17 protein-coding genes are annotated in these 17536 nt (G+C 50.4%); 2 read left to right on the forward strand and 15 right to left on the reverse strand.

The genetic code is table 11. The features are described 5' to 3' along the window. Window positions 1–42: 42 nt before the first annotated feature. From JXQ28_12075 to JXQ28_12140, 14 genes are all read right to left on the reverse strand, one after another. On the reverse strand, window positions 43–1068 hold the full coding sequence (locus tag JXQ28_12075; protein MBN2278469.1) for a chemotaxis response regulator protein-glutamate methylesterase: 1026 nt from the start codon (window positions 1066–1068) through the stop codon (window positions 43–45). After that, complete coding sequence (locus tag JXQ28_12080; protein MBN2278470.1) at window positions 1043–1540, reverse strand: chemotaxis protein CheX; 498 nt, start codon at window positions 1538–1540, stop codon at window positions 1043–1045. The genes JXQ28_12075 and JXQ28_12080 overlap by 26 nt, the downstream gene beginning before the upstream one ends. After that, window positions 1518–1919 (reverse strand): response regulator, encoded by a 402-nt coding sequence (locus tag JXQ28_12085; GenBank protein MBN2278471.1) that lies wholly within the window; start codon window positions 1917–1919, stop codon window positions 1518–1520. Before JXQ28_12085 ends, JXQ28_12080 begins: the two co-directional genes overlap by 23 nt. 7 nt (window positions 1920–1926) lie before the next feature. Then, entirely contained in the window at window positions 1927–2799 is an 873-nt protein-coding gene (locus JXQ28_12090; GenBank protein ID MBN2278472.1) for an HDOD domain-containing protein, read from the reverse strand. Then, on the reverse strand, window positions 2796–3275 hold the full coding sequence (locus JXQ28_12095) for a chemotaxis protein CheD (protein MBN2278473.1): 480 nt from the start codon (window positions 3273–3275) through the stop codon (window positions 2796–2798). The genes JXQ28_12090 and JXQ28_12095 overlap by 4 nt, the downstream gene beginning before the upstream one ends. Window positions 3276–3278: 3 nt before the next feature. Further along, window positions 3279–4112 carry a chemotaxis protein CheR gene (locus JXQ28_12100; GenBank protein MBN2278474.1) on the reverse strand — a complete coding sequence of 278 codons (834 nt, stop codon included), beginning with the start codon at window positions 4110–4112 and terminating at the stop codon, window positions 3279–3281. Between the two features lie 3 nt (window positions 4113–4115). Then, a complete protein-coding gene (locus JXQ28_12105; protein MBN2278475.1) occupies window positions 4116–4487 on the reverse strand; it encodes a response regulator in 372 nt (123 codons plus the stop codon). Then, window positions 4465–4971, reverse strand: a complete 507-nt coding sequence (locus tag JXQ28_12110) for a chemotaxis protein CheX (GenBank protein ID MBN2278476.1) — start codon at window positions 4969–4971, stop codon at window positions 4465–4467. The genes JXQ28_12105 and JXQ28_12110 overlap by 23 nt, the downstream gene beginning before the upstream one ends. Continuing rightward, window positions 4952–6409: a DUF342 domain-containing protein gene (locus tag JXQ28_12115; GenBank protein ID MBN2278477.1), complete on the reverse strand. Its 1458-nt coding sequence runs from the start codon at window positions 6407–6409 to the stop codon at window positions 4952–4954. Before JXQ28_12115 ends, JXQ28_12110 begins: the two co-directional genes overlap by 20 nt. A 169-nt stretch (window positions 6410–6578) precedes the next feature. After that, entirely contained in the window at window positions 6579–7094 is a 516-nt protein-coding gene (locus tag JXQ28_12120; GenBank protein MBN2278478.1) for a purine-binding chemotaxis protein CheW, read from the reverse strand. 118 nt (window positions 7095–7212) lie between these two features. Then, the gene (locus JXQ28_12125) at window positions 7213–9207 is read right to left on the reverse strand and encodes a hypothetical protein (GenBank protein ID MBN2278479.1); all 1995 of its coding nucleotides are present in this window, start codon (window positions 9205–9207) and stop codon (window positions 7213–7215) included. A 134-nt stretch (window positions 9208–9341) separates the two neighbouring features. Then, window positions 9342–9896 carry a purine-binding chemotaxis protein CheW gene (locus tag JXQ28_12130; protein MBN2278480.1) on the reverse strand — a complete coding sequence of 185 codons (555 nt, stop codon included), beginning with the start codon at window positions 9894–9896 and terminating at the stop codon, window positions 9342–9344. A gap of 49 nt (window positions 9897–9945) precedes the next feature. Beyond that, window positions 9946–12396, reverse strand: coding sequence for a chemotaxis protein CheA (locus JXQ28_12135; protein ID MBN2278481.1), 2451 nt, complete (start codon window positions 12394–12396; stop codon window positions 9946–9948). A gap of 372 nt (window positions 12397–12768) precedes the next feature. Continuing rightward, on the reverse strand, window positions 12769–14154 hold the full coding sequence (locus tag JXQ28_12140) for a sodium:alanine symporter family protein (protein MBN2278482.1): 1386 nt from the start codon (window positions 14152–14154) through the stop codon (window positions 12769–12771). A 53-nt stretch (window positions 14155–14207) separates the two neighbouring features. Here JXQ28_12140 and JXQ28_12145 point away from each other — a divergent pair, with 53 nt between their 5' ends. Beyond that, window positions 14208–14495: a hypothetical protein gene (locus JXQ28_12145; protein MBN2278483.1), complete on the forward strand. Its 288-nt coding sequence runs from the start codon at window positions 14208–14210 to the stop codon at window positions 14493–14495. Between the two features lie 88 nt (window positions 14496–14583). Continuing rightward, window positions 14584–15270, forward strand: coding sequence for a protein-L-isoaspartate(D-aspartate) O-methyltransferase (locus JXQ28_12150; protein MBN2278484.1), 687 nt, complete (start codon window positions 14584–14586; stop codon window positions 15268–15270). A gap of 33 nt (window positions 15271–15303) precedes the next feature. Here the strand turns inward: JXQ28_12150 and JXQ28_12155 are convergent, their stop codons facing one another. Then, a complete protein-coding gene (locus JXQ28_12155; GenBank protein ID MBN2278485.1) occupies window positions 15304–17484 on the reverse strand; it encodes a tetratricopeptide repeat protein in 2181 nt (726 codons plus the stop codon). Window positions 17485–17536: the final 52 nt, after the last annotated feature.

The raw sequence follows: 17536 nt of genomic DNA on the forward strand, positions 1-17536 counted from the left end.
AGATAAAGATCCTGATTGAACTGCTGATTGGAGATTGAAGCTTTAAAGATGAGCCAGGATACGCGCGGGAATATTATCCAGCGCTTCCACCTGATCGATAGCCCCCAGTTTTATGGCTTCCTTGGGCATCCCGAACACAATACAGGTTTTCTCGTCCTGGGCGATCGTATATGCGCCGTTGTTTTTCATCTCCAGCATCCCCTCGGCCCCGTCATTACCCATACCGGTCAGAATCACTCCAACGGCATTGGCGCCGGCATACTGGGCGATTGATTTGAACAGGACCCCTACCGATGGCCGGTGGCGGTTGACCAGCGGACCGGTTTTCACCCGGACATAATACTGGGCGCCCGATCTCGCCAGGAGCATATGAAAATTGCCCGGTGCAATCAAAGCCCGACCCGGGATGACGGTATCGCCGTTAACGGCTTCTTTGACTTCGATTTCACAGGTTTTGTTGAGGCGTTCCGCAAAAGACCGGGTAAAATTCTCCGGCATATGCTGGACAATCAGAATACCGGCCGAATTCCGCGGCATCATACCTAAAATTCTTTCCAGGGCGATCGTACCGCCGGTTGAGGAACCGATGGCAATGACTTTATTGGTGGTTTTACTGAGAGATAATTTTTTGCTTTTCTTGACTGGTTTTTCCTGGGAATCGACTCTCTTGGTCAGACGGACATGCGCGGCGGCCTTAATCTTCTCGATCAGTTCCACCGACATATCTCCCACGGTGTACGATGCTCCCGGTTTGCACATCACTTCCACCGCCCCGGCCTCCAGGGCTTCCATGGCCAGTTCTCCCCCGCGGGCTGTCAACGATGAGACCACCACGGTCGGGACAGGATAATATTTCATCAACTTGCGGAGAAAAGTGATCCCGTCCATGCGGGGCATTTCGACATCAAGGGTGATGACATCCGGCTTGAGATGGACAATCTTGTCCCGGGCAATATAAGGATCGGGTGCGGTACCGACTATTTCTATCTGCGGATCGCGGGCCAGTTCGGTGCTGAAAATCTTCCGCACCACGGCCGAGTCGTCAACCACCAATACTTTGATACTCATCTGCTGCCTTCGTCTGCGTTAAAATAGTTATTATCGGATAATCATCGGAACGACATATTGAGTATTCATGATTTCCAACGCTAACGGAAATTTCTTCCGCGCTGATCTCTTTGATTTCGGGGGGTGACAGATTAAAGATGGCCTGATCACCATATATTTCCGTCAGCATCTGCCCGGTAATTATGTTCAGAATTTCCTTAAAGGCATCGAGGACTTTTTCTTTCGAATCGATTTCGTCGACTTCTTCCCCCAGCATATTGGCCGACAGCTCCGTGCATAGCTCGAATGGTACGATCATCGACATTTCCCCGGTATGCTTTCCGTGGAAACGGATGGTGGCCATTACCGGCTGGTATTCCTCGAACACATTATCACCGGTATCCTCGGCGGCATCGGGAAACAAAAACGCGGTTTGTTCCAGAACCCGGCAGACGACCTCGGTAAGGGTTTCATTGGGCTTTGGTCTGCTCATTGGCAACCCCCATTATTTTTTCAATCATTTCATTAATGCTTTCGGGTGTGAAGGGTTTCCTGATATATTCTTTGATTCCCTTCTTTTTCAATTCATCGATCCGGGTGGCGGAACCGTCGGTGGAAATCACCACCACCGGGATATCCGTCAAAAGGCCGTCTTTGGCCATTTCATCGACCAGTTCGATCCCGGTCATGACCGGCATATTCAGATCCGAGAGGACAATATCAATCCAGTTCTCTCGCAGACATTCCAGCGCCTCCTTGCCGTTACCGGCCTGGAAAATCTGGTTTATCTCGATTTTGGTCAATCTCAGGGTTTTTTCCACCATGGCCCGGATGGTTTTTGAATCATCCACTATCAGGATATTAAACGCCATAGATTTATCACCTCCCTATCGGACTGGCGGCGGTCCGGCCCGTAAATATATGTTCAACATTTTCGATCGACTCCAGAAGCAGACTGGTGGCCTGTTCAACCACCGTACTGGTCAGTTTCAGCCTGACCATGGCCTGCTCACTGGCCCGGTATTTTAAACCGTCGCGACCCAGTCCGAAACCTTCCAACAAGCAAATTACATCGGCGACATGCACAATATCGATCCCGGGATTGCTGTGTTCAGTATGATCCGGCTGATGATGCCACCGAATGATTTCCATGATTCTCTCGGGGAAATGCCAGTGTTCGGCCAGCATGGCCCCGGCTTCAGTATGGTCGACGCCCATAACCTGCTCCTCGGCTTCCTCGAAAGATATATTATTTTTATCGACCAATTCTTCGATCTCATCGATAAATTCTTCAACCGATTCCTGCATTACCAGCTTGCCGATATCATGGACCAGACCGCCCGTATATATGGCTCCGTTGTCTCTGATATTCAAGAGCTTACAGAGGTTGTCGGTCATCACCGCCACGGCAATGGAATGTTTCCAGAAATCCTCGGCCGTCATATCATAGCCCCGCGCCGGGGTTCGAAGATTGGAATATACGAGCGAGGATAAGGCCAGCTGGTAAATCCACTTGGTCCCGATCCGGAAACTGGCTTCGGCAATAGAATCGATCGGCTCCTGGAAACCCAGAAAGGCCGAATTGGCCGCTTTGAGAACATTGGCCGTCAGCGCCGGGTCCAGCTGGATAACATTGGTAAGTTCTGCCGCCTCGGCATCCGGGTTATTTATCAAAACCAGCAGTCTCTCAGCCATGGCAGGAAGGGTCTTAAACGACGATATTCCGGAGATTACGCGATCTCTGATTTTCATAATTCCATCACTCCTTTTGGCGATTTAACCGTGACCCTTCCGGTTTTCATCTCCAGTTGAACGGTTCGTGACAGGTTGCCCCCAACATCCTCGGCGTCAATCAGGATATTGTTTTTCCAGAGAAGTTTTCTTAAAATCAGGTAATTTCTCTCGCCGATATTGAAAATCTTGTTCTGGTCCATCAGTTTCGAGCCGCCCGCGACTTTGACCACCAGGCGGTCTTTGGCCGCCCCCTCGGCAAAAGCTTTTTTAAGCAGGAAAGGGATCCCGGTGTCGGCGAACATGGCGGGCTTAACCCTGGCCTTCTCCGGCGATATTTTGGACAGCGGCAGCATATAATGAATCATCCCACCCACCCGGGTGACCGGATCATACACGGTTACACCGATACAGGAACCCAGAGAATACGTCACGATTACTTCATCGACATTCCGGGAGACGTGGAAATCCGAAATCCCTACAACATGCAGCCCCATCTTTTATTCCTTTATGTATATGGACGGCTTCAGACATTTGAGTCGCTTGGCCATCCCGGTCATGCTTTCTGCGTGCCCCGTAAAAAGGTGCCCGCCGGTTCTTAAAAGACGTTCGAATTCTACCGCAAGTTTTCGGCGCAGGCCGGTGTCGAAATATATCATCACATTACGGCACATGATAATATCCACCTCCGGCCGGATGGGAAAAGGCGGTGTCGATAGATTAAGCTGACGATAAATAATCATTTTTTTCAGGTCGTCCCGAACCTGATAAACGATTTCATGATTGTGCTTAATCTTATTAAAATACTTGGTTTTCAGATGTTTCGGAATCGGCGCTATTCTATCTTCGGTATAAACTCCGCTCTGCGCCGCCCGGAGGACCTGGAGGTTGATATCGGTGGCCAGTATGCGAACCTCAACTGAATGCCGTCCGATATTCTCGGCCAGTTCGATAGCCAGAGTGTACGGCTCTTCCCCGGTTGAACTGGCAGTACACCAGATGCGTATAATCCGCTGACCCTTGTTTAGCCAATCCTTGATCACTGTTCTCAGGAAATCAAAATGGTCCGCTTCTCGATAGAAGCTGGTGGTGTTGGTGGAAATCGCATCGAGAAGCATCTGGATTTCCACCCCGGTCGGATCATTGAGGATCAAATCCAGATAGTCGTCATAGCTCTCCATCCGTAGAGCCCGCATTCTCTTGGCAACCCGGGCCTTGACAAGAGATTCCTTGCTGTCATTCAACGAGATCCCGCTCTGCTGATAGACTATTTCCCTCAGCCGGTAAAAAGTATCGGCCTTCAGAACCGGCGACAATCCGATAACTTGCTTCATAACTTAACCGTTGGAAGGCGGCAGGAATTTTTCCAGCTTGGCCTGAATATCCTTGGGGTTAAAGGGCTTGACCAGATAATCATTGGCCCCCGACTTGATCGCTTCGATAACCTTTTCCTTTTCGGATTCCGTGGTGACCATGACAATCGGGGTTTTGCTCCCGCCGGTTCGTATTTTTCTGACAGCGTCTATTCCGGTCATGACCGGCATATTCCAGTCCATCAGGATCAGAGAGATATTGCCATCCTTGGCCACAACATCAACCGCTTCCTGACCATTGGCGGCCTCGACGATATCATTAACGTTCTGCTTCTTTAGAGCACCAGTGACGATTTTTCTCATAATCTGAGAATCATCTACTACCAATACCCGCATGTATGGCCTCCTTTTTTTCCGGAACAACTGCTGGCTTGAAAGTCACCATCAGTGAAAAATTGCCCAGTTCGCTCTCAAATGGGACGTCCAGAAAGACTGCGTTCTGAAGATTACTCAATTGACAGATATTACCACGAACAACAGTGGGCAGGCTGAGATTGATGGCATGACCGTCGAACTTGCCTTTGGCACTCCCGGCAATGATATTGACCAGTTCACCAACGCCATCGATAATCGATGAATCGACGCCACGGAATTCCATCCCGACCATGCGCCCCACCATGGCCAGAGCTGTCCGCACCGGGAGCCTCAGGGCAACTATCCCCTGGGCCGTCCCCGACATTCCGATCACTCCAATAATATCCGGGGTCCCGTTTTCCTGGACAACCAAACCCGGCTTATTCATCTTGAGCTTGCAGTCCAGCATATTTTCGAACAACTCGTTAACAGCCGTAATAAATGGATTAATGTTCTCTGCTTTCATTTTCCTCTCCATCTTTATTTTCCAATTCTGATGACAACACCACTTCGCCCGTGATGGGACTCAAACTGGCGACAATCGGTCCGGCCAGAGCATGGTCTATCTTATAGTGGGATTCATTGATCCGAATATTCACACCCGGGTGAGCTACTTCGAGTATGATTATCCGGGCCCGGCTGTTAACCAATATTATTTCATGCATTCTTCGATTTTCCTCTTCCAGCCGCTCGATTTCGATCTCGCCCTCTGATATCTTAAACTGTATCTCGGTCATTGTTTCTTTCTGGGCATTGGTGAGCAGATGCTGATTGGCTTTCAAATTGCGAATCACCGTGTCGAGCTTTTTAACGGTTTCCTTAAGACGGTTGATCTCGGTGCAATTCTCATTCCTTTTATTTTTCAGTTCCTTATCGAGTCCGGCAATCAAAACCGTTTTCACATTGCCTTTGGAACCGGCTTCTCCGACAGTAATCCCTTTGGTGGCCAGGACCTCACCCCCGATAATCCGACCGCTTTTACAGATTACTTCCCCTTTGGTTTTCAAATTGCATTGGAAAATCTCGGTGTTGACGATTATATTGCCGCCCGCACTCAGATTGGCATTCTGGATATACTTGGCGTAGATATCGCCGACTACATTGAGTAATTTTTCGGGATGGCTGTTAATACCTTCTTTGGCCGTCAGATTACCGCCGCAGACGATATCACTGGCATAGGTCAAACCTCTTATCTCGATATCCCCGGCGGCCTCCACCTTGAACTCTGACTCCACCTCGCCGTCGATCACGACCGGGCCATTATGATTGATATTGCCGCTCTCGATTCCGACTCCGTTGGGAACGAAATAAACAGGATCGATATCAAGCGTCTTCCCTTTCAGCTTGACCCGTCCGGAACTGTTGGCGACATATCCGTTTTGATCCGGATCCCAGTAAACATTGGGTCCGCCCTTAAGCTCGGCCTCGCGGGGACGACGGACCGTGATCTTGTTACCCAGAGCATCGTAGCCATCCTTACCGGGACAGGCCCGGACAACCCGGACCAGCAATTGACCTTTCTCCACATTGGGATTCCCCGCCCGTTGCCGGAAATCTATTCTATTGGTAACCGGATCAATCTGATAACCGGTGTGAAAATAATCTCCCTGCCATTCCAGCCGGCCATCAACCGATTCAACCGGGGGTATTCCCTTTAAAAGGGGCCAGTCCTGGATATACTCGCTCGTTTCCGGAATCTGTTTGAGTGATTGCTGGATCTGTTCCAGATTGGGAATTCTGGGAATGCCGGCCTGTTTGAAGGCGGCCACAATTTCATCGTATATACTGCTGTTGTCCACATAGGCTGAAGGACAGGACATAAACACTGTCATCTTGTCATCGGCGATCTTTATTTCCATCGCCGGAAGATGGGTGTCTGCTTCTGGTTCTCTGAGGTTGTCCATTTTCCTGTGCTCCAGACCCTTAATCCTGCGGAATGCGCCCGAATTTATATCAGGCGGTTACCCGCACTAATCATTATTTCCAATCGGTTCCATACAAAAATCAGATCGGAGGACAATTAACGGCTATCAGGCTCTATTCTTAATTAATCGGTTCGCCTGACTCCGCTTCTTAGTTCAGTACTCCTGTTTCGTCTTCCACCTTTGGCATTTTATCTTCTTCGAAGGTATTCAGGACCATATCGATATCCAGAAGAATCTTGATTTGATCCCTAATCCTCGCCATACCGAGTATAAACCGGGTGTCGAGGTCGCCTCCGAAACGCGGTGGATCCTCTATCACTTTATCCTTAATATCAAGGACTTCCGAAACGGCATCAACCGCGATGCCGATCATAACATTGCTGTCGGCAATGGTTATTTCGGTGACAATAATACAGGTCTGATCGGTATCCACAGCCGTTGCCATCCCGAATTTATTGCGCAGGTCCACCACCGGAATGACTTTACCCCGTAAATTGATGACACCGCGAATATATTCTGCCGATCCGGGGACATGAGTAATATCAATAAGCCCGATAATTTCCCGGACCTTGAGGATTTCCAGACCATATTCTTCTCCGGCCAGTTTGAAAGTCAGATACATGCCGCCCCGTTTTTCGCGCTCCGGAGATTGGCTCTCCATCATCCGAGCAGGCTTTTGCGTCTGGTTCATATCAATTCCTTCTCCCGTGAATACAACATCCCTGTATTTTCAACCGTTGCGGATTCTCTCGATTTGATCGAGAGAATCCGTAACCGATCAATTAAAATTCCTGCATCTCATGTTCACCGAGCGGAATAATATCCTCGGCCTTCTCCTTATGACTCCCGGCCGCGGGTTCTTTGGCCTTGCGTTCGTTCCATTCTTTCGAATGAAGGTTGGCTTTGATGGACTTGACCGTCTTGGTCGGTTCAAACTGCTTGCGGTGGGAATTCTGGGCGTGTTTCTGTATAACCGGCCCCTGATTGACTCCGGCATCGGACCCGTTGACAATCCTGGTCAGCATATAGACCGTATCCTGAAGCTGCATTGCCTGGGCCGCCAGCTCTTCGCTGGCCGAGGAAGACTCTTCGGCGTTGGCCGCATTCTGCTGGGTGACCTGATCCATCTGGGAAATAGCCGTATTGATCTGGTCAATCCCCTGGGCCTGTTCATTGCTGGCCGTCGAAACTTCACTGACCAGGGCGTTGACCTTCTTGATACTTTCGGTCACATCATGCAGAATCATTACGACTTCCTGGGTGGCCTGGACACCGTTATCGGCATTCTTCTGCGAACCCTCGATCAGAGCATTGGTATTGCGGGCCGCTTCGGCCGAGCGCTGGGCCAGATTACGCACTTCTTCAGCCACCACCGCAAATCCCTTACCGGCTTCACCGGCGCGGGCTGCTTCGACCGCCGCATTTAGAGCCAGCAGGTTGGTCTGGAAGGCGATCTCATCGATAACCTTGATAATCTTAGCTGTCTCATCAGAGGATTTCTTGATTTCCTGCATGGCCTGAGCCATCCGATCAACCGCCGAGACACCCTTCTCCGCTCCGCCGGTGGCGTCTGTAGCCAGCAGGTTGGCCTGCTTGGCATTATCGGCGTTCTGACGGGTCATACTGGCCATCTCTTCGAGCGAGGACGATGTCTCTTCAAGAGATGAGGCTTGTTCTGATGCTCCCTGGGCCATCGACTGACTGGCCGCGGCGACTTCTTCCGAGGCCGCGCTGACCTGGTCGGAGCCGCTTGACAGGTTCTTGATGACTTCATTAATCGGTTTGGTGATACTGCGGGTGATGAAATAGGCGAATAACACGCCGACTATAATACCTCCGATAACCAGGGCGATCAAAAAAGCCGTGGCGCTGTCAATCACCGAGGTCATGCTGTTGTTGAGAGATGCTTTCAGATTGGTGCAATTTTCGCTTAAATCCACCGCGTACCCGATCAATTCATTGTAAGCATTCCGGCTGGAAACAATGGCCGAATAATACTTATCGCCGGCCCCGCCATACTCACTCAGAAAACCATCGATATTCGAAGCCGCTTCCTCAAGAGCACGGTTTCCCGACACCAGGCGGTTCCATACGGCCAGCCCCTCTTTGGCCCGGCTCATCTGCTTGCCGTAATCGGCCCATTGATCGTCGCCCTCTTTCAAAATAAGATAAAGAGCCGTCACGCGCAGGGTCAAATACTGCTCAATGACGCTGCTATTCAAGACCTTATTAATATTATTCCACATGTCGAGGGCTTCGAAATTCCGTGATTTCTTGGCATCCTCAATTGCCGGATTAATAATTTCATTCTGGGCTTTACCGATTTTCTCCGTGATAGCCCAGCCTATCCGGGTCCAGTCGGCCAGGGCCGCATCTTTGTTCTTTCGGGCATCGGAAAGCTGTTCCACACCGCGCTTATAATCATTGGAATTCTTCATCGCGGAGTTGACCAAATCCCGGTCGGATTGACTCAGCTGGGAGTACTCCCGAAGCTGATTCAATAACCGGCCTTGCTCGCCATAGACGTCATTGTACATCTCGATGTAGTTTTTCCCGTCTTTCCCTTTGCCTGCAAAACCGAAGGCCAGGAAATCCTTGATATGGCCCCGGGCCTGATCTACCGAGCCGTTCACGGCATCGGCATTCTGCGAAATAGTGACATATTGCTGAACACGGCCGAGGCTGTTCCAGCCCATGAATCCAAGAATACAGGCGATCACCATGATGACGCCGAAACCGCCTGCTATTTTGGTACTCAGTTTGAGATTCTTGAACATGTATCTCCTCCTTTTAGCCTATTTGCATAAGTTGTCAATCAGGTAAAATGTGCCCAAGGATGGAGGCGTGGTATGATCGTGAGACTCCCCCTGATGGCAACCCCCTTTTACCTTTTGACCGTTATTCCATCGAATTAAACACCGGCGGTTTCAAGTTCGGCCACGTTCATGGTCTTGCCTTCGACGCTTTCACCCATGTCGTTCAGTATGGCCATATCGCCGGTATTAAGAACCTTGTCTATATCAAGAAGAATTTTGACTTCATTCTTGATTTTGCCGATGCCCAGGATGAAATCGGTTTCCACGCCGCCCCCGAAGGTCGGGGCATCCTCGATCTGTTCATCATCGATATCAAGCACTTCTGAAACGGCATCGACCACCACTCCGGTCATCACCGACTGGTCGCCGAAGGTCACTTCCACCACCACGATACAGGTTTGGTCGGTATCTTCGGCCGCATCCATCCCGAATTTCAACCTTAAATCCAGGACCGGAATGACCTTGCCCCGGAGATTGATAACGCCGCGGATGTGAGACGGTGTCTGAGGCACCCCGGTGATCTCCATCAGGCCGATAATCTCGCGGACTTTCAGTATTTCAAGTCCGTATTCCTCGTTGGCCAATCGGAAGGTCAGGTATTTACCGGCCCGGCTGTCACCTTCCCGAACAGCAGTATCGGAAGTCTCCATCGATCTGTTCTTCTTGCTCATGTTTTCTCCCTGTTTTATTTTAGTATTCTTAAATCATTACCTCAACTACCGGCTCTTCCGTCCCAACCCCCTCTTCCGGGGCCGTGCTGACGGCCGAAGTTTCATTCCCGGCCGGATTGTTGCCATCCATTCGGGATATATCTATTCTTGACACGCGGCGGCTTGGCACCGTGCGGGCCAGTTCCACAATCCCGTTGATATCTATGATCAAACCGATATTCCCGTCGGACAGAATGGCCCCGCCCGAAATCCACTTCTGTTTCTCAAACATCCGGCCCAGGCTCTTGATAACCGTCTGGCGCTGGCCGAGCAATTTATCGACCACCAGCCCGATTCGGTTTTCCATATCATCAACTATGACAACCGTGCTGTCACTGTTTTCATTATCGCATGAAGGAATATCGAACAAGTCCCGCACCCGATTAAGGGGAAGCATTTTGCCCCTGATATTGATCATCTCGTTACGGCTGTTGACGGTACTGATCATATCCGGCGTCAACTGCAACGATTCCACCACCGAAAGGGTTGGAATAATGAATTTTTCACACCCGACACTGACCAGCATACCATCGATAATGGCCAGCGTGAGCGGCAGTTTCATGGAGAACTTCGTCCCCTGTCCTTTTTCGGATTCAATTTCCAGGTGGCCCCGCATGGCATCGATATTTTTCCTGACCACATCCATTCCCACTCCTCGCCCGGATATATTGGTAATCTGGCTCGCCGTCGAAAATCCGGGGAGCATGATAAGGCTGAATATTTCCTTTTCGGATAATTCCTTATTGGGCGGAAGAAGTCCGCGCTCGCGGGCTTTATTCACAATTTTTTCGGTGTCCAGCCCGCGCCCGTCATCCTCCACCTCGAAATAAATATTCCCGCCCTTGTGGAAAGCCCGGATCCAGAGATGCCCCTCTTCCGGTTTCCCGGCCTTAAGACGATCCTTGGCCGTCTCGAGACCATGGTCGATTGAATTGCGGACCATATGCATCAGCGGATCGCCGATGTTTTCGACAATACTCCGATCGACCTCGGAATCCTCACCGGACAGAATCAGGTTGACCTGTTTATCGGATTTTCGGGCCAGATCGCGGACGGCCCGGGCCAGTTTCTGAAAGGCCGACTGCACCGGGACCAGGCGCATGGCCATACCCATCTCCTGCAACTCCCGGGTGATTTTATTCAAATGCGAAATATTCTTGGAAATTTTGGTCGAGGCTTTGGCCAGGATTTCCTCATCCTGCCCCACCATCGACTCGGCGATGACCAGTTCTCCGATCGTATCCACCAGGCGATCAAGACGCTCGGTGTCGATCTTTACCATTTCCTTGACGATATTGCCATGGCGCGCCCGTTGCTGTTCCCGCAGGGCCTGGGCTACCGCCTTGGCCGGGACTCTACCCTGTTTCACCAGGGTTTCGCCGACTTTCTCCTCGGGCCTCGATTTGTTGGCCAGAGCTTCCTCGATATCGGACTCGGCCACCGTTCCCTGTTTGACCAGGATATCTCCCAGACGCTCATTCGAAACATCTTCCTCCTGAAGATAATCCTCGATCCGGTCGATGTTGGCCAGAAGATCCTTGAGACGGCCCAGAATGGCACCAATCACTTCACCACCGTCATATGTCCCCCCGCTCTTAAGAAGCTCCTCCAGACCCTTTAACAGGGTCCGCATGGTGTCGATGGAATCGAAAATGATATCGGCGATCTTGCCCTTGACTGCCACCGTCCCTTTGCGGGCTAAATCAAGCAATGTCTCCGATTCATGAGCCAGAACCAGAATCGGTTTGAGTTCCAGAAATCCAGCGGCCCCCTTGATGGTATGGAAACTTCGGAAGATGGCATCGATAGCCGATTTATTTCCGGGATCGGTTTCCATATCCATTAACATCTGCTCGGCGGTGGCGCAATGTTCCATAGCCTCGGTGATGAATTCGGCCAGAAGCGAGGTGTCACTGCCATCAAGATTAATAATGAGAGGTTCCGCCTCCGTTTGCGGGGCGGGTTCTTTTGATACCGGTTTATTCTTTTCAAGGATGACAGCCGGCGATTTTTCGGGTTCAGAAACGGTTTCCTGAGATACCTCCGGTTCATTCAGTTCCTCTTCCAAATCGGCCGGAGCCAGGCTTTCCGGAAATACGACTTCGGAAGGTTGCCGGCGATCGCGAATTATGGCCTGAAGTCCGGTCACAGCGCTATTGAGCAACTCTATCGCCGCCGCCTTGCTGTCTACCTCGCTTAATACAATCTTTTCCACGAGATCGGCGCAGTTCGCCGCCACCCTGGAGGTCACCGCCGTATCATCGTTTATGGACTTTATCAGCTCGAGGAAATTTTCGTGAAGATTGGCCAGCGCCGGCAGATCATCCGTATCGACCATCACTAGATCCGTGGCAATATGCTCTACCCTGGATTCCAGATCGCTCACCGGCCATTGCAAGTTCTTGGCGACTTCCTGAATCTGCTTTTCAAGTTCATTCATAGACAATAACCCTGTCTAATATTGTTTATCCGCGATATATCATGTAACTGCCGGGTTGATCGTGCTGAGCCGGCGGAAAAGATAAAACGGTCGGTGCATCTTGCCCCTCTGTTTTAGAGTCCTTCCTGTTGTCTTAAGTTTCAAATTCGTCAATATTTAGCAACCCTTTAGGCTCGGTCGTAAGGGCTTAAATATTCTGTATAATAAATGAACAGACCTCGAAAATTAGCCTGGAGGATATTTCAATTTATGTTGCAATGGCTGAAATGCCGTAAACCGCAAGGAATTGCGAATTACTGAAAGAAAAAATATATGACCGTCAGGGATATTTTCGGCAGTTGGCGGAAATCAATACATGGAGCGTCAAGGCTATTAATCGCGATGCATCCCCTGACCCAATTCATGGAAATACTTGCGGCAGGCCGCCGCCACCACTCCCGAAAGGGCCAGCAGGGCAATCAGGTTGGGAAGGGCCATCAAACCGTTGGCGATATCGGCAAAACCCCAGACAATATCCAGCCTGAGAGCGGCGCCGACCGGAATAAAAATAAGGAAAATCCATTTATACGGTAAAACCGCCTTACGCCCGAAAATATATTCGATCCCCTTTTCGCCATAGTATGACCAGCTGATTATGGTTGAAAAGGCAAAAAGCACCAACCCCAGCGAAACCATGGAACTGCCCCAGGTCGGTAAAATCGCTTCAAAGGCGCTGGCTGTCAGCGGCGTCCCGTTGAGTCCGTTGTCCCATTGCCCTGAAACCATTATCACCAGCCCGGTGATGGTACAAATCACGAGTGTGTCGACAAAGGGCCCGATCATCGCCACCAGGCCCTCCCGCACCGGTTCATTGACTTTGGCGGCGGCATGAGCCATCGGAGCCGATCCCAGACCGGATTCGTTTGAAAACACCCCCCGACGGACACCCTGTTGCAGGGTCAGCCAGATAGTCGCCCCGGCAAAGCCTCCCGTGGCCGAGGTGGGCGTGAAAGCATGAGACAGAATTATCTCAAAAGCCGGAATAATCATCCGATAGGCGAACACCAGAACAATCAGCGCCGATCCGACATATATCACCACCATAAAAGGAACGATTCGTGAAGCCACCTTCCCGATACGCTTGATACCGCCGATAATCACCAGACCCACCAGTACTCCGATAACCAGACCGATCCCGAGCCTCATCATTAAACCGGCCGGTGTTCCGGATTTATCGAACAAGGCCACAATCCCGTCGGCCACCGAATTGGCCTGAACCATATTGCCCGTTCCCATGGACGCAATAGCCGTGCAGATGGCGAACATATAGGCCAGAAACCGGAATTTCTTCGACATCCCCAGTTCGATGAAATACATCGGCCCGCCCCGGACATAACCATCCGGATCAATCCGGCGGTACATCACCGCCAGCGTGCACGAAGTGAATTTGACCGCCATCCCGAAAATGGCCGTGATCCACATCCAGAACAAAGCCCCCGGTCCGCCGACCGCTATCGCCGTCGCTACCCCGGTTATATTTCCGGTTCCAATCGTGGCCGAAAGAGCCGCCGATAGAGCCTGGAAATGGGTGATTTCTCCCTTATGATGAGGTTTGTCGTAGCGGCCCGATATTAGTTCAAAACTGTGTTTGAATCCCCGAATCTGGACCAGGTGATTTCGGATCGTAACGAATATGCCTGTTCCGACCAGAAGAAATATTAGCGGTAATCCCCAAATGGCGTCTCTGATTGAATTAATGATATTTAAAATTGAATCCATTACTTTTTTATTTAATATATTGGTCAAAGACAGGCAATAAAAACTTTGGCAATATGGCTGATTACAATATAGACGATTTCTTCGGCGAATTCCTCGATGACCGGGGAGAGATACCGCCCGAATCCATTCTGGTTTTTCGGCGCTTGATTAAATTGACTCTGGAGTTCCGGGATAATTGGAAATCTCGAACGGGCCGGACTTTAACTGTCGGTGAAACCCGCCGGGCTCTGGATATTTATCTCGAAGCCATGAATAGCGGCTTTCTTCCCTCGGATATGGAACCGATGATTGAAGAACTCGTCAGGTTCTGGATTAAAAATATCAATCATGGTGACTATTAATATTTGACAGACTCTCCCCGGCGCCATATACTGAATCGGAATGCATCAAAATCGGAGAACATTTAAAACTCTGACCGCAATATTGATAATGAGTACTTTTTTTTCCTGTTCCGGGAAATCCGAATCCGGCGATACTGCCGACAGATATGAACAAATGCGGTCAAGAATGATCGAGGCTCAAATCATCCGGCGCGGAATCAAGGATGAAAAAGTCCTGGAAGCCATGCGTCGAGTCCCGCGGCACCTGTTTGTACCGGCGGAATACCGCGATGATGCCTATAACGACGGCCCGCTTCCGATCGAACACGGCCAGACCATATCCCAGCCCTATATCGTAGCCATCATGACGGAATTGCTTCAACTAGATTCGGTTTCGAAAATCCTGGAAATAGGTACCGGCTCTGGTTACCAGGCGGCCGTCCTGGCCGAGATTTCCGATTCGGTTTACAGCATAGATATCATTCCGGAATTGGCCCGAAAGGCCGATTCCCTTCTCGATTCGCTGGGTTATACCTCGATCCAGGTTCGCGCCGGCGATGGTTACCTCGGCTGGCCGGAAGCGGCTCCGTTCGATGCCATCATTGTCACCGCCGCCGCACCACAAATACCTCAGCCTCTGCTCGATCAACTCAAACCAACCGGACGGATGGTTATTCCGGTCGGCGATTACTCCCAGGAATTGCTGCTGATTACCCGTGATCGGGATAATATCATTAAAAAATCGGTTATCCCCGTCAGGTTTGTCCCCATGACGGGAGAAGTGCAGAAACAATAGTCCACCGGCCGATTTATCAACGGCTCCATTCATCTATAAATTATTCAAAGCCGCCTCGGCCTCTTTTTTCAGACTTCCTTTCAGACCGCCCCGGAGCGCTTTTTTGAGATACGTTCTGGCTTCAAAAGCGGACCCCAGTCTCTGGTGATTTATCCCCGCATAAAAATTGATTTCCGGATCATCGGGAGCCAGTTTCAAAGCCTCATCGAATTTGACTTTGGCGATTTTATATTTTTTCAACTCCAGATAGGCCCGACCGACCGTGCAAAAATGCCTGCCATTGGTTTTATCATAAAGAAGTGCCCGATTGGCCAGATTGGCCACCCGGTTGGGATTCTCACCCTTTTCAAGCAGAAGAACCGCAAGATTGCCATAAGCCTTGCCGGCATAGGTATCGAATTTCAGAATGTCTTCATAGACGGCAATGGCGCTGTCCGGTTGGCCCTGCGCTTCCATTAACCGCGCCATTTGGATTCTGGCCTCGGTATTAAGAGTATCAAGAGCCACCCCGAGGCGGATCAGTTCTTCGGCCCGATCCAGATCACCACTACCCAGATAATGTTTTCCCGCCATAGCCAGCGCATAGGAATCATCGGCGTTGTGTTTCAACAGCAGAGAATAGATTTCTTCGATATCCGTCCCTCTTCCCGATTTTACCGCCAGATTGAGAGCGGTGCGGTACCGATCCAGATCTTCGAAGGCCACTTCAATCAGCCTCCGGGAAAATTCATAAGCCGCAACATTCTCCCCCAATGCTTCATATAGCTTGAGCTTTTCCTCGGCCAGAGCCGGCCGGTATGAAACATATTCATCAAAACCGTTCAGGTATTTTAAGGCCGCCGCCGGACCTGATTTCTTTCGGGCGATTGCCATTTCGCCCAAAATGGCGACGGTATTAAGTTTATCCACCCCCAAGACCTCCTGGAATAACTGATGAGCCGTAACCAGCGAATCCATTTTCAGGTACAAAGAACCCATCTGTTCCATATACGAGGGATTTCCGCGGGCCGCCTTCAGGGCTCGCGGGAGAAGTTCCCGCAAACGGTCGATACCGTCAACCATCAGATACAAATAGGCCCCCTCATAAAGAACCCGAAAATCATTGGGCATACTGTCGAGTAAACCATCGGTGGTCGGACCGGCCAGAATAAACCGCCCGTACTGGAAATAAAAATCGAGTAATTTATAGTTCAGATCCATCGAGGCCGTGTTGGGATATCCGCCGCGCGAGCCAATCTGGGCGGCCGTGGAAAAGTATTGCTCCGATCCCAGTCCATCGCCCGCCTTGCGTTTGAAACCGGCAAACCGGCTCAGAACGGTGGGATTCTCGTTATTTTGCGGCAGGATCATTCCATATTCCTGAACAGCATTGTCATAATCCCCTCGGGCTTCTAAAATTTCCGCCCGGAGAAGATGCAGACGATGAGAATTCGGCGCCTTTTCGGCAAAACGATCCAGAATTTTTTTCGCCCGATGCAGATAATTCAGCCCGATATACGCCTCCGCCACATCCAGCAGAAAATATTCATCCCCGGCCCCAAGTTTTTCAGCCCGTTGATAACATAAGGCCGCGGAATCATACAGACCAATTGAATCATAAAAAATACCGGCCTCCAACAATATCGCCGCCGCAAGAGTATCGGTCGAGACTACCCGGGAACACTGCTCAATACCCTCCGGTATTTGATCGTTTCGGGCCAGATATTCGCTCTGTTTTATAAGCAACCGGGGCGCTCGGGGGTTTTCCGCCAGGGCTTTCCTTAAAATACTCTCGGCATCATTCAGTTTCCCGGCCTGTAGCAGAGCCTCGGCCTCAATCGATCGGCCCAAATTCAAATCTCCGCCGTTTTCTTCATATAATGCAATATTAAAAAAAGCCAGTTCCGGCCGCTTTACCCGCAGGCTCAAATCGGTACTCATCAACAACGATGGCAAAAATCGAGGATGCTCGGCCAGAGCTTTGAAATTTTCCCGGATGGCTTCGTAAAGAAAGCCTTCTCTCTCGTAATAATAAGCCAATCCCTGATATGCATAAGGTGTTTCAGGGTAATCTCTTAAGATTGACTGGAAAATTTCCAGGGCCTTGTCCGGATCACCCTGATTCATCCGACTCATACCTTTTTCATATTGCCTCAGGGCGGCCTTGTCCGAATCGGTGCAGGATAGTTGCAGTGCTGTCATAAGTAACAATATGGCAATGACTTTTCGTCTCATATTGACCTCAAATTGATGTTCTTTAACATTGGCATTCAAGATATGTTAATCG

It is taken from the genome of Candidatus Zixiibacteriota bacterium (assembly GCA_016933955.1).
Taxonomy (GTDB): domain Bacteria; phylum Zixibacteria; class MSB-5A5; order GN15; family PGXB01; genus JAFGTT01.

Coding starts and splice junctions, on each gene's coding strand:
- JXQ28_12155 (MBN2278485.1), bottom strand. CDS start 17,484: ATGAGACGAAAAGTCATTGCCATATTGTTACTTATGACAGCACTGCAA.
- JXQ28_12095 (MBN2278473.1), bottom strand. CDS start 3,275: ATGGGGCTGCATGTTGTAGGGATTTCGGATTTCCACGTCTCCCGGAAT.
- JXQ28_12120 (MBN2278478.1), bottom strand. CDS start 7,094: ATGATGGAGAGCCAATCTCCGGAGCGCGAAAAACGGGGCGGCATGTAT.
- JXQ28_12105 (MBN2278475.1), bottom strand. CDS start 4,487: ATGCGGGTATTGGTAGTAGATGATTCTCAGATTATGAGAAAAATCGTC.
- JXQ28_12150 (MBN2278484.1), top strand. CDS start 14,584: ATGAGTACTTTTTTTTCCTGTTCCGGGAAATCCGAATCCGGCGATACT.
- JXQ28_12115 (MBN2278477.1), bottom strand. CDS start 6,409: ATGGACAACCTCAGAGAACCAGAAGCAGACACCCATCTTCCGGCGATG.
- JXQ28_12100 (MBN2278474.1), bottom strand. CDS start 4,112: ATGAAGCAAGTTATCGGATTGTCGCCGGTTCTGAAGGCCGATACTTTT.
- JXQ28_12130 (MBN2278480.1), bottom strand. CDS start 9,896: ATGGAGACTTCCGATACTGCTGTTCGGGAAGGTGACAGCCGGGCCGGT.
- JXQ28_12075 (MBN2278469.1), bottom strand. CDS start 1,068: ATGAGTATCAAAGTATTGGTGGTTGACGACTCGGCCGTGGTGCGGAAG.
- JXQ28_12125 (MBN2278479.1), bottom strand. CDS start 9,207: ATGTTCAAGAATCTCAAACTGAGTACCAAAATAGCAGGCGGTTTCGGC.
- JXQ28_12080 (MBN2278470.1), bottom strand. CDS start 1,540: ATGAGCAGACCAAAGCCCAATGAAACCCTTACCGAGGTCGTCTGCCGG.
- JXQ28_12090 (MBN2278472.1), bottom strand. CDS start 2,799: ATGAAAATCAGAGATCGCGTAATCTCCGGAATATCGTCGTTTAAGACC.
- JXQ28_12145 (MBN2278483.1), top strand. CDS start 14,208: ATGGCTGATTACAATATAGACGATTTCTTCGGCGAATTCCTCGATGAC.
- JXQ28_12110 (MBN2278476.1), bottom strand. CDS start 4,971: ATGAAAGCAGAGAACATTAATCCATTTATTACGGCTGTTAACGAGTTG.
- JXQ28_12135 (MBN2278481.1), bottom strand. CDS start 12,396: ATGAATGAACTTGAAAAGCAGATTCAGGAAGTCGCCAAGAACTTGCAA.
- JXQ28_12085 (MBN2278471.1), bottom strand. CDS start 1,919: ATGGCGTTTAATATCCTGATAGTGGATGATTCAAAAACCATCCGGGCC.
- JXQ28_12140 (MBN2278482.1), bottom strand. CDS start 14,154: ATGGATTCAATTTTAAATATCATTAATTCAATCAGAGACGCCATTTGG.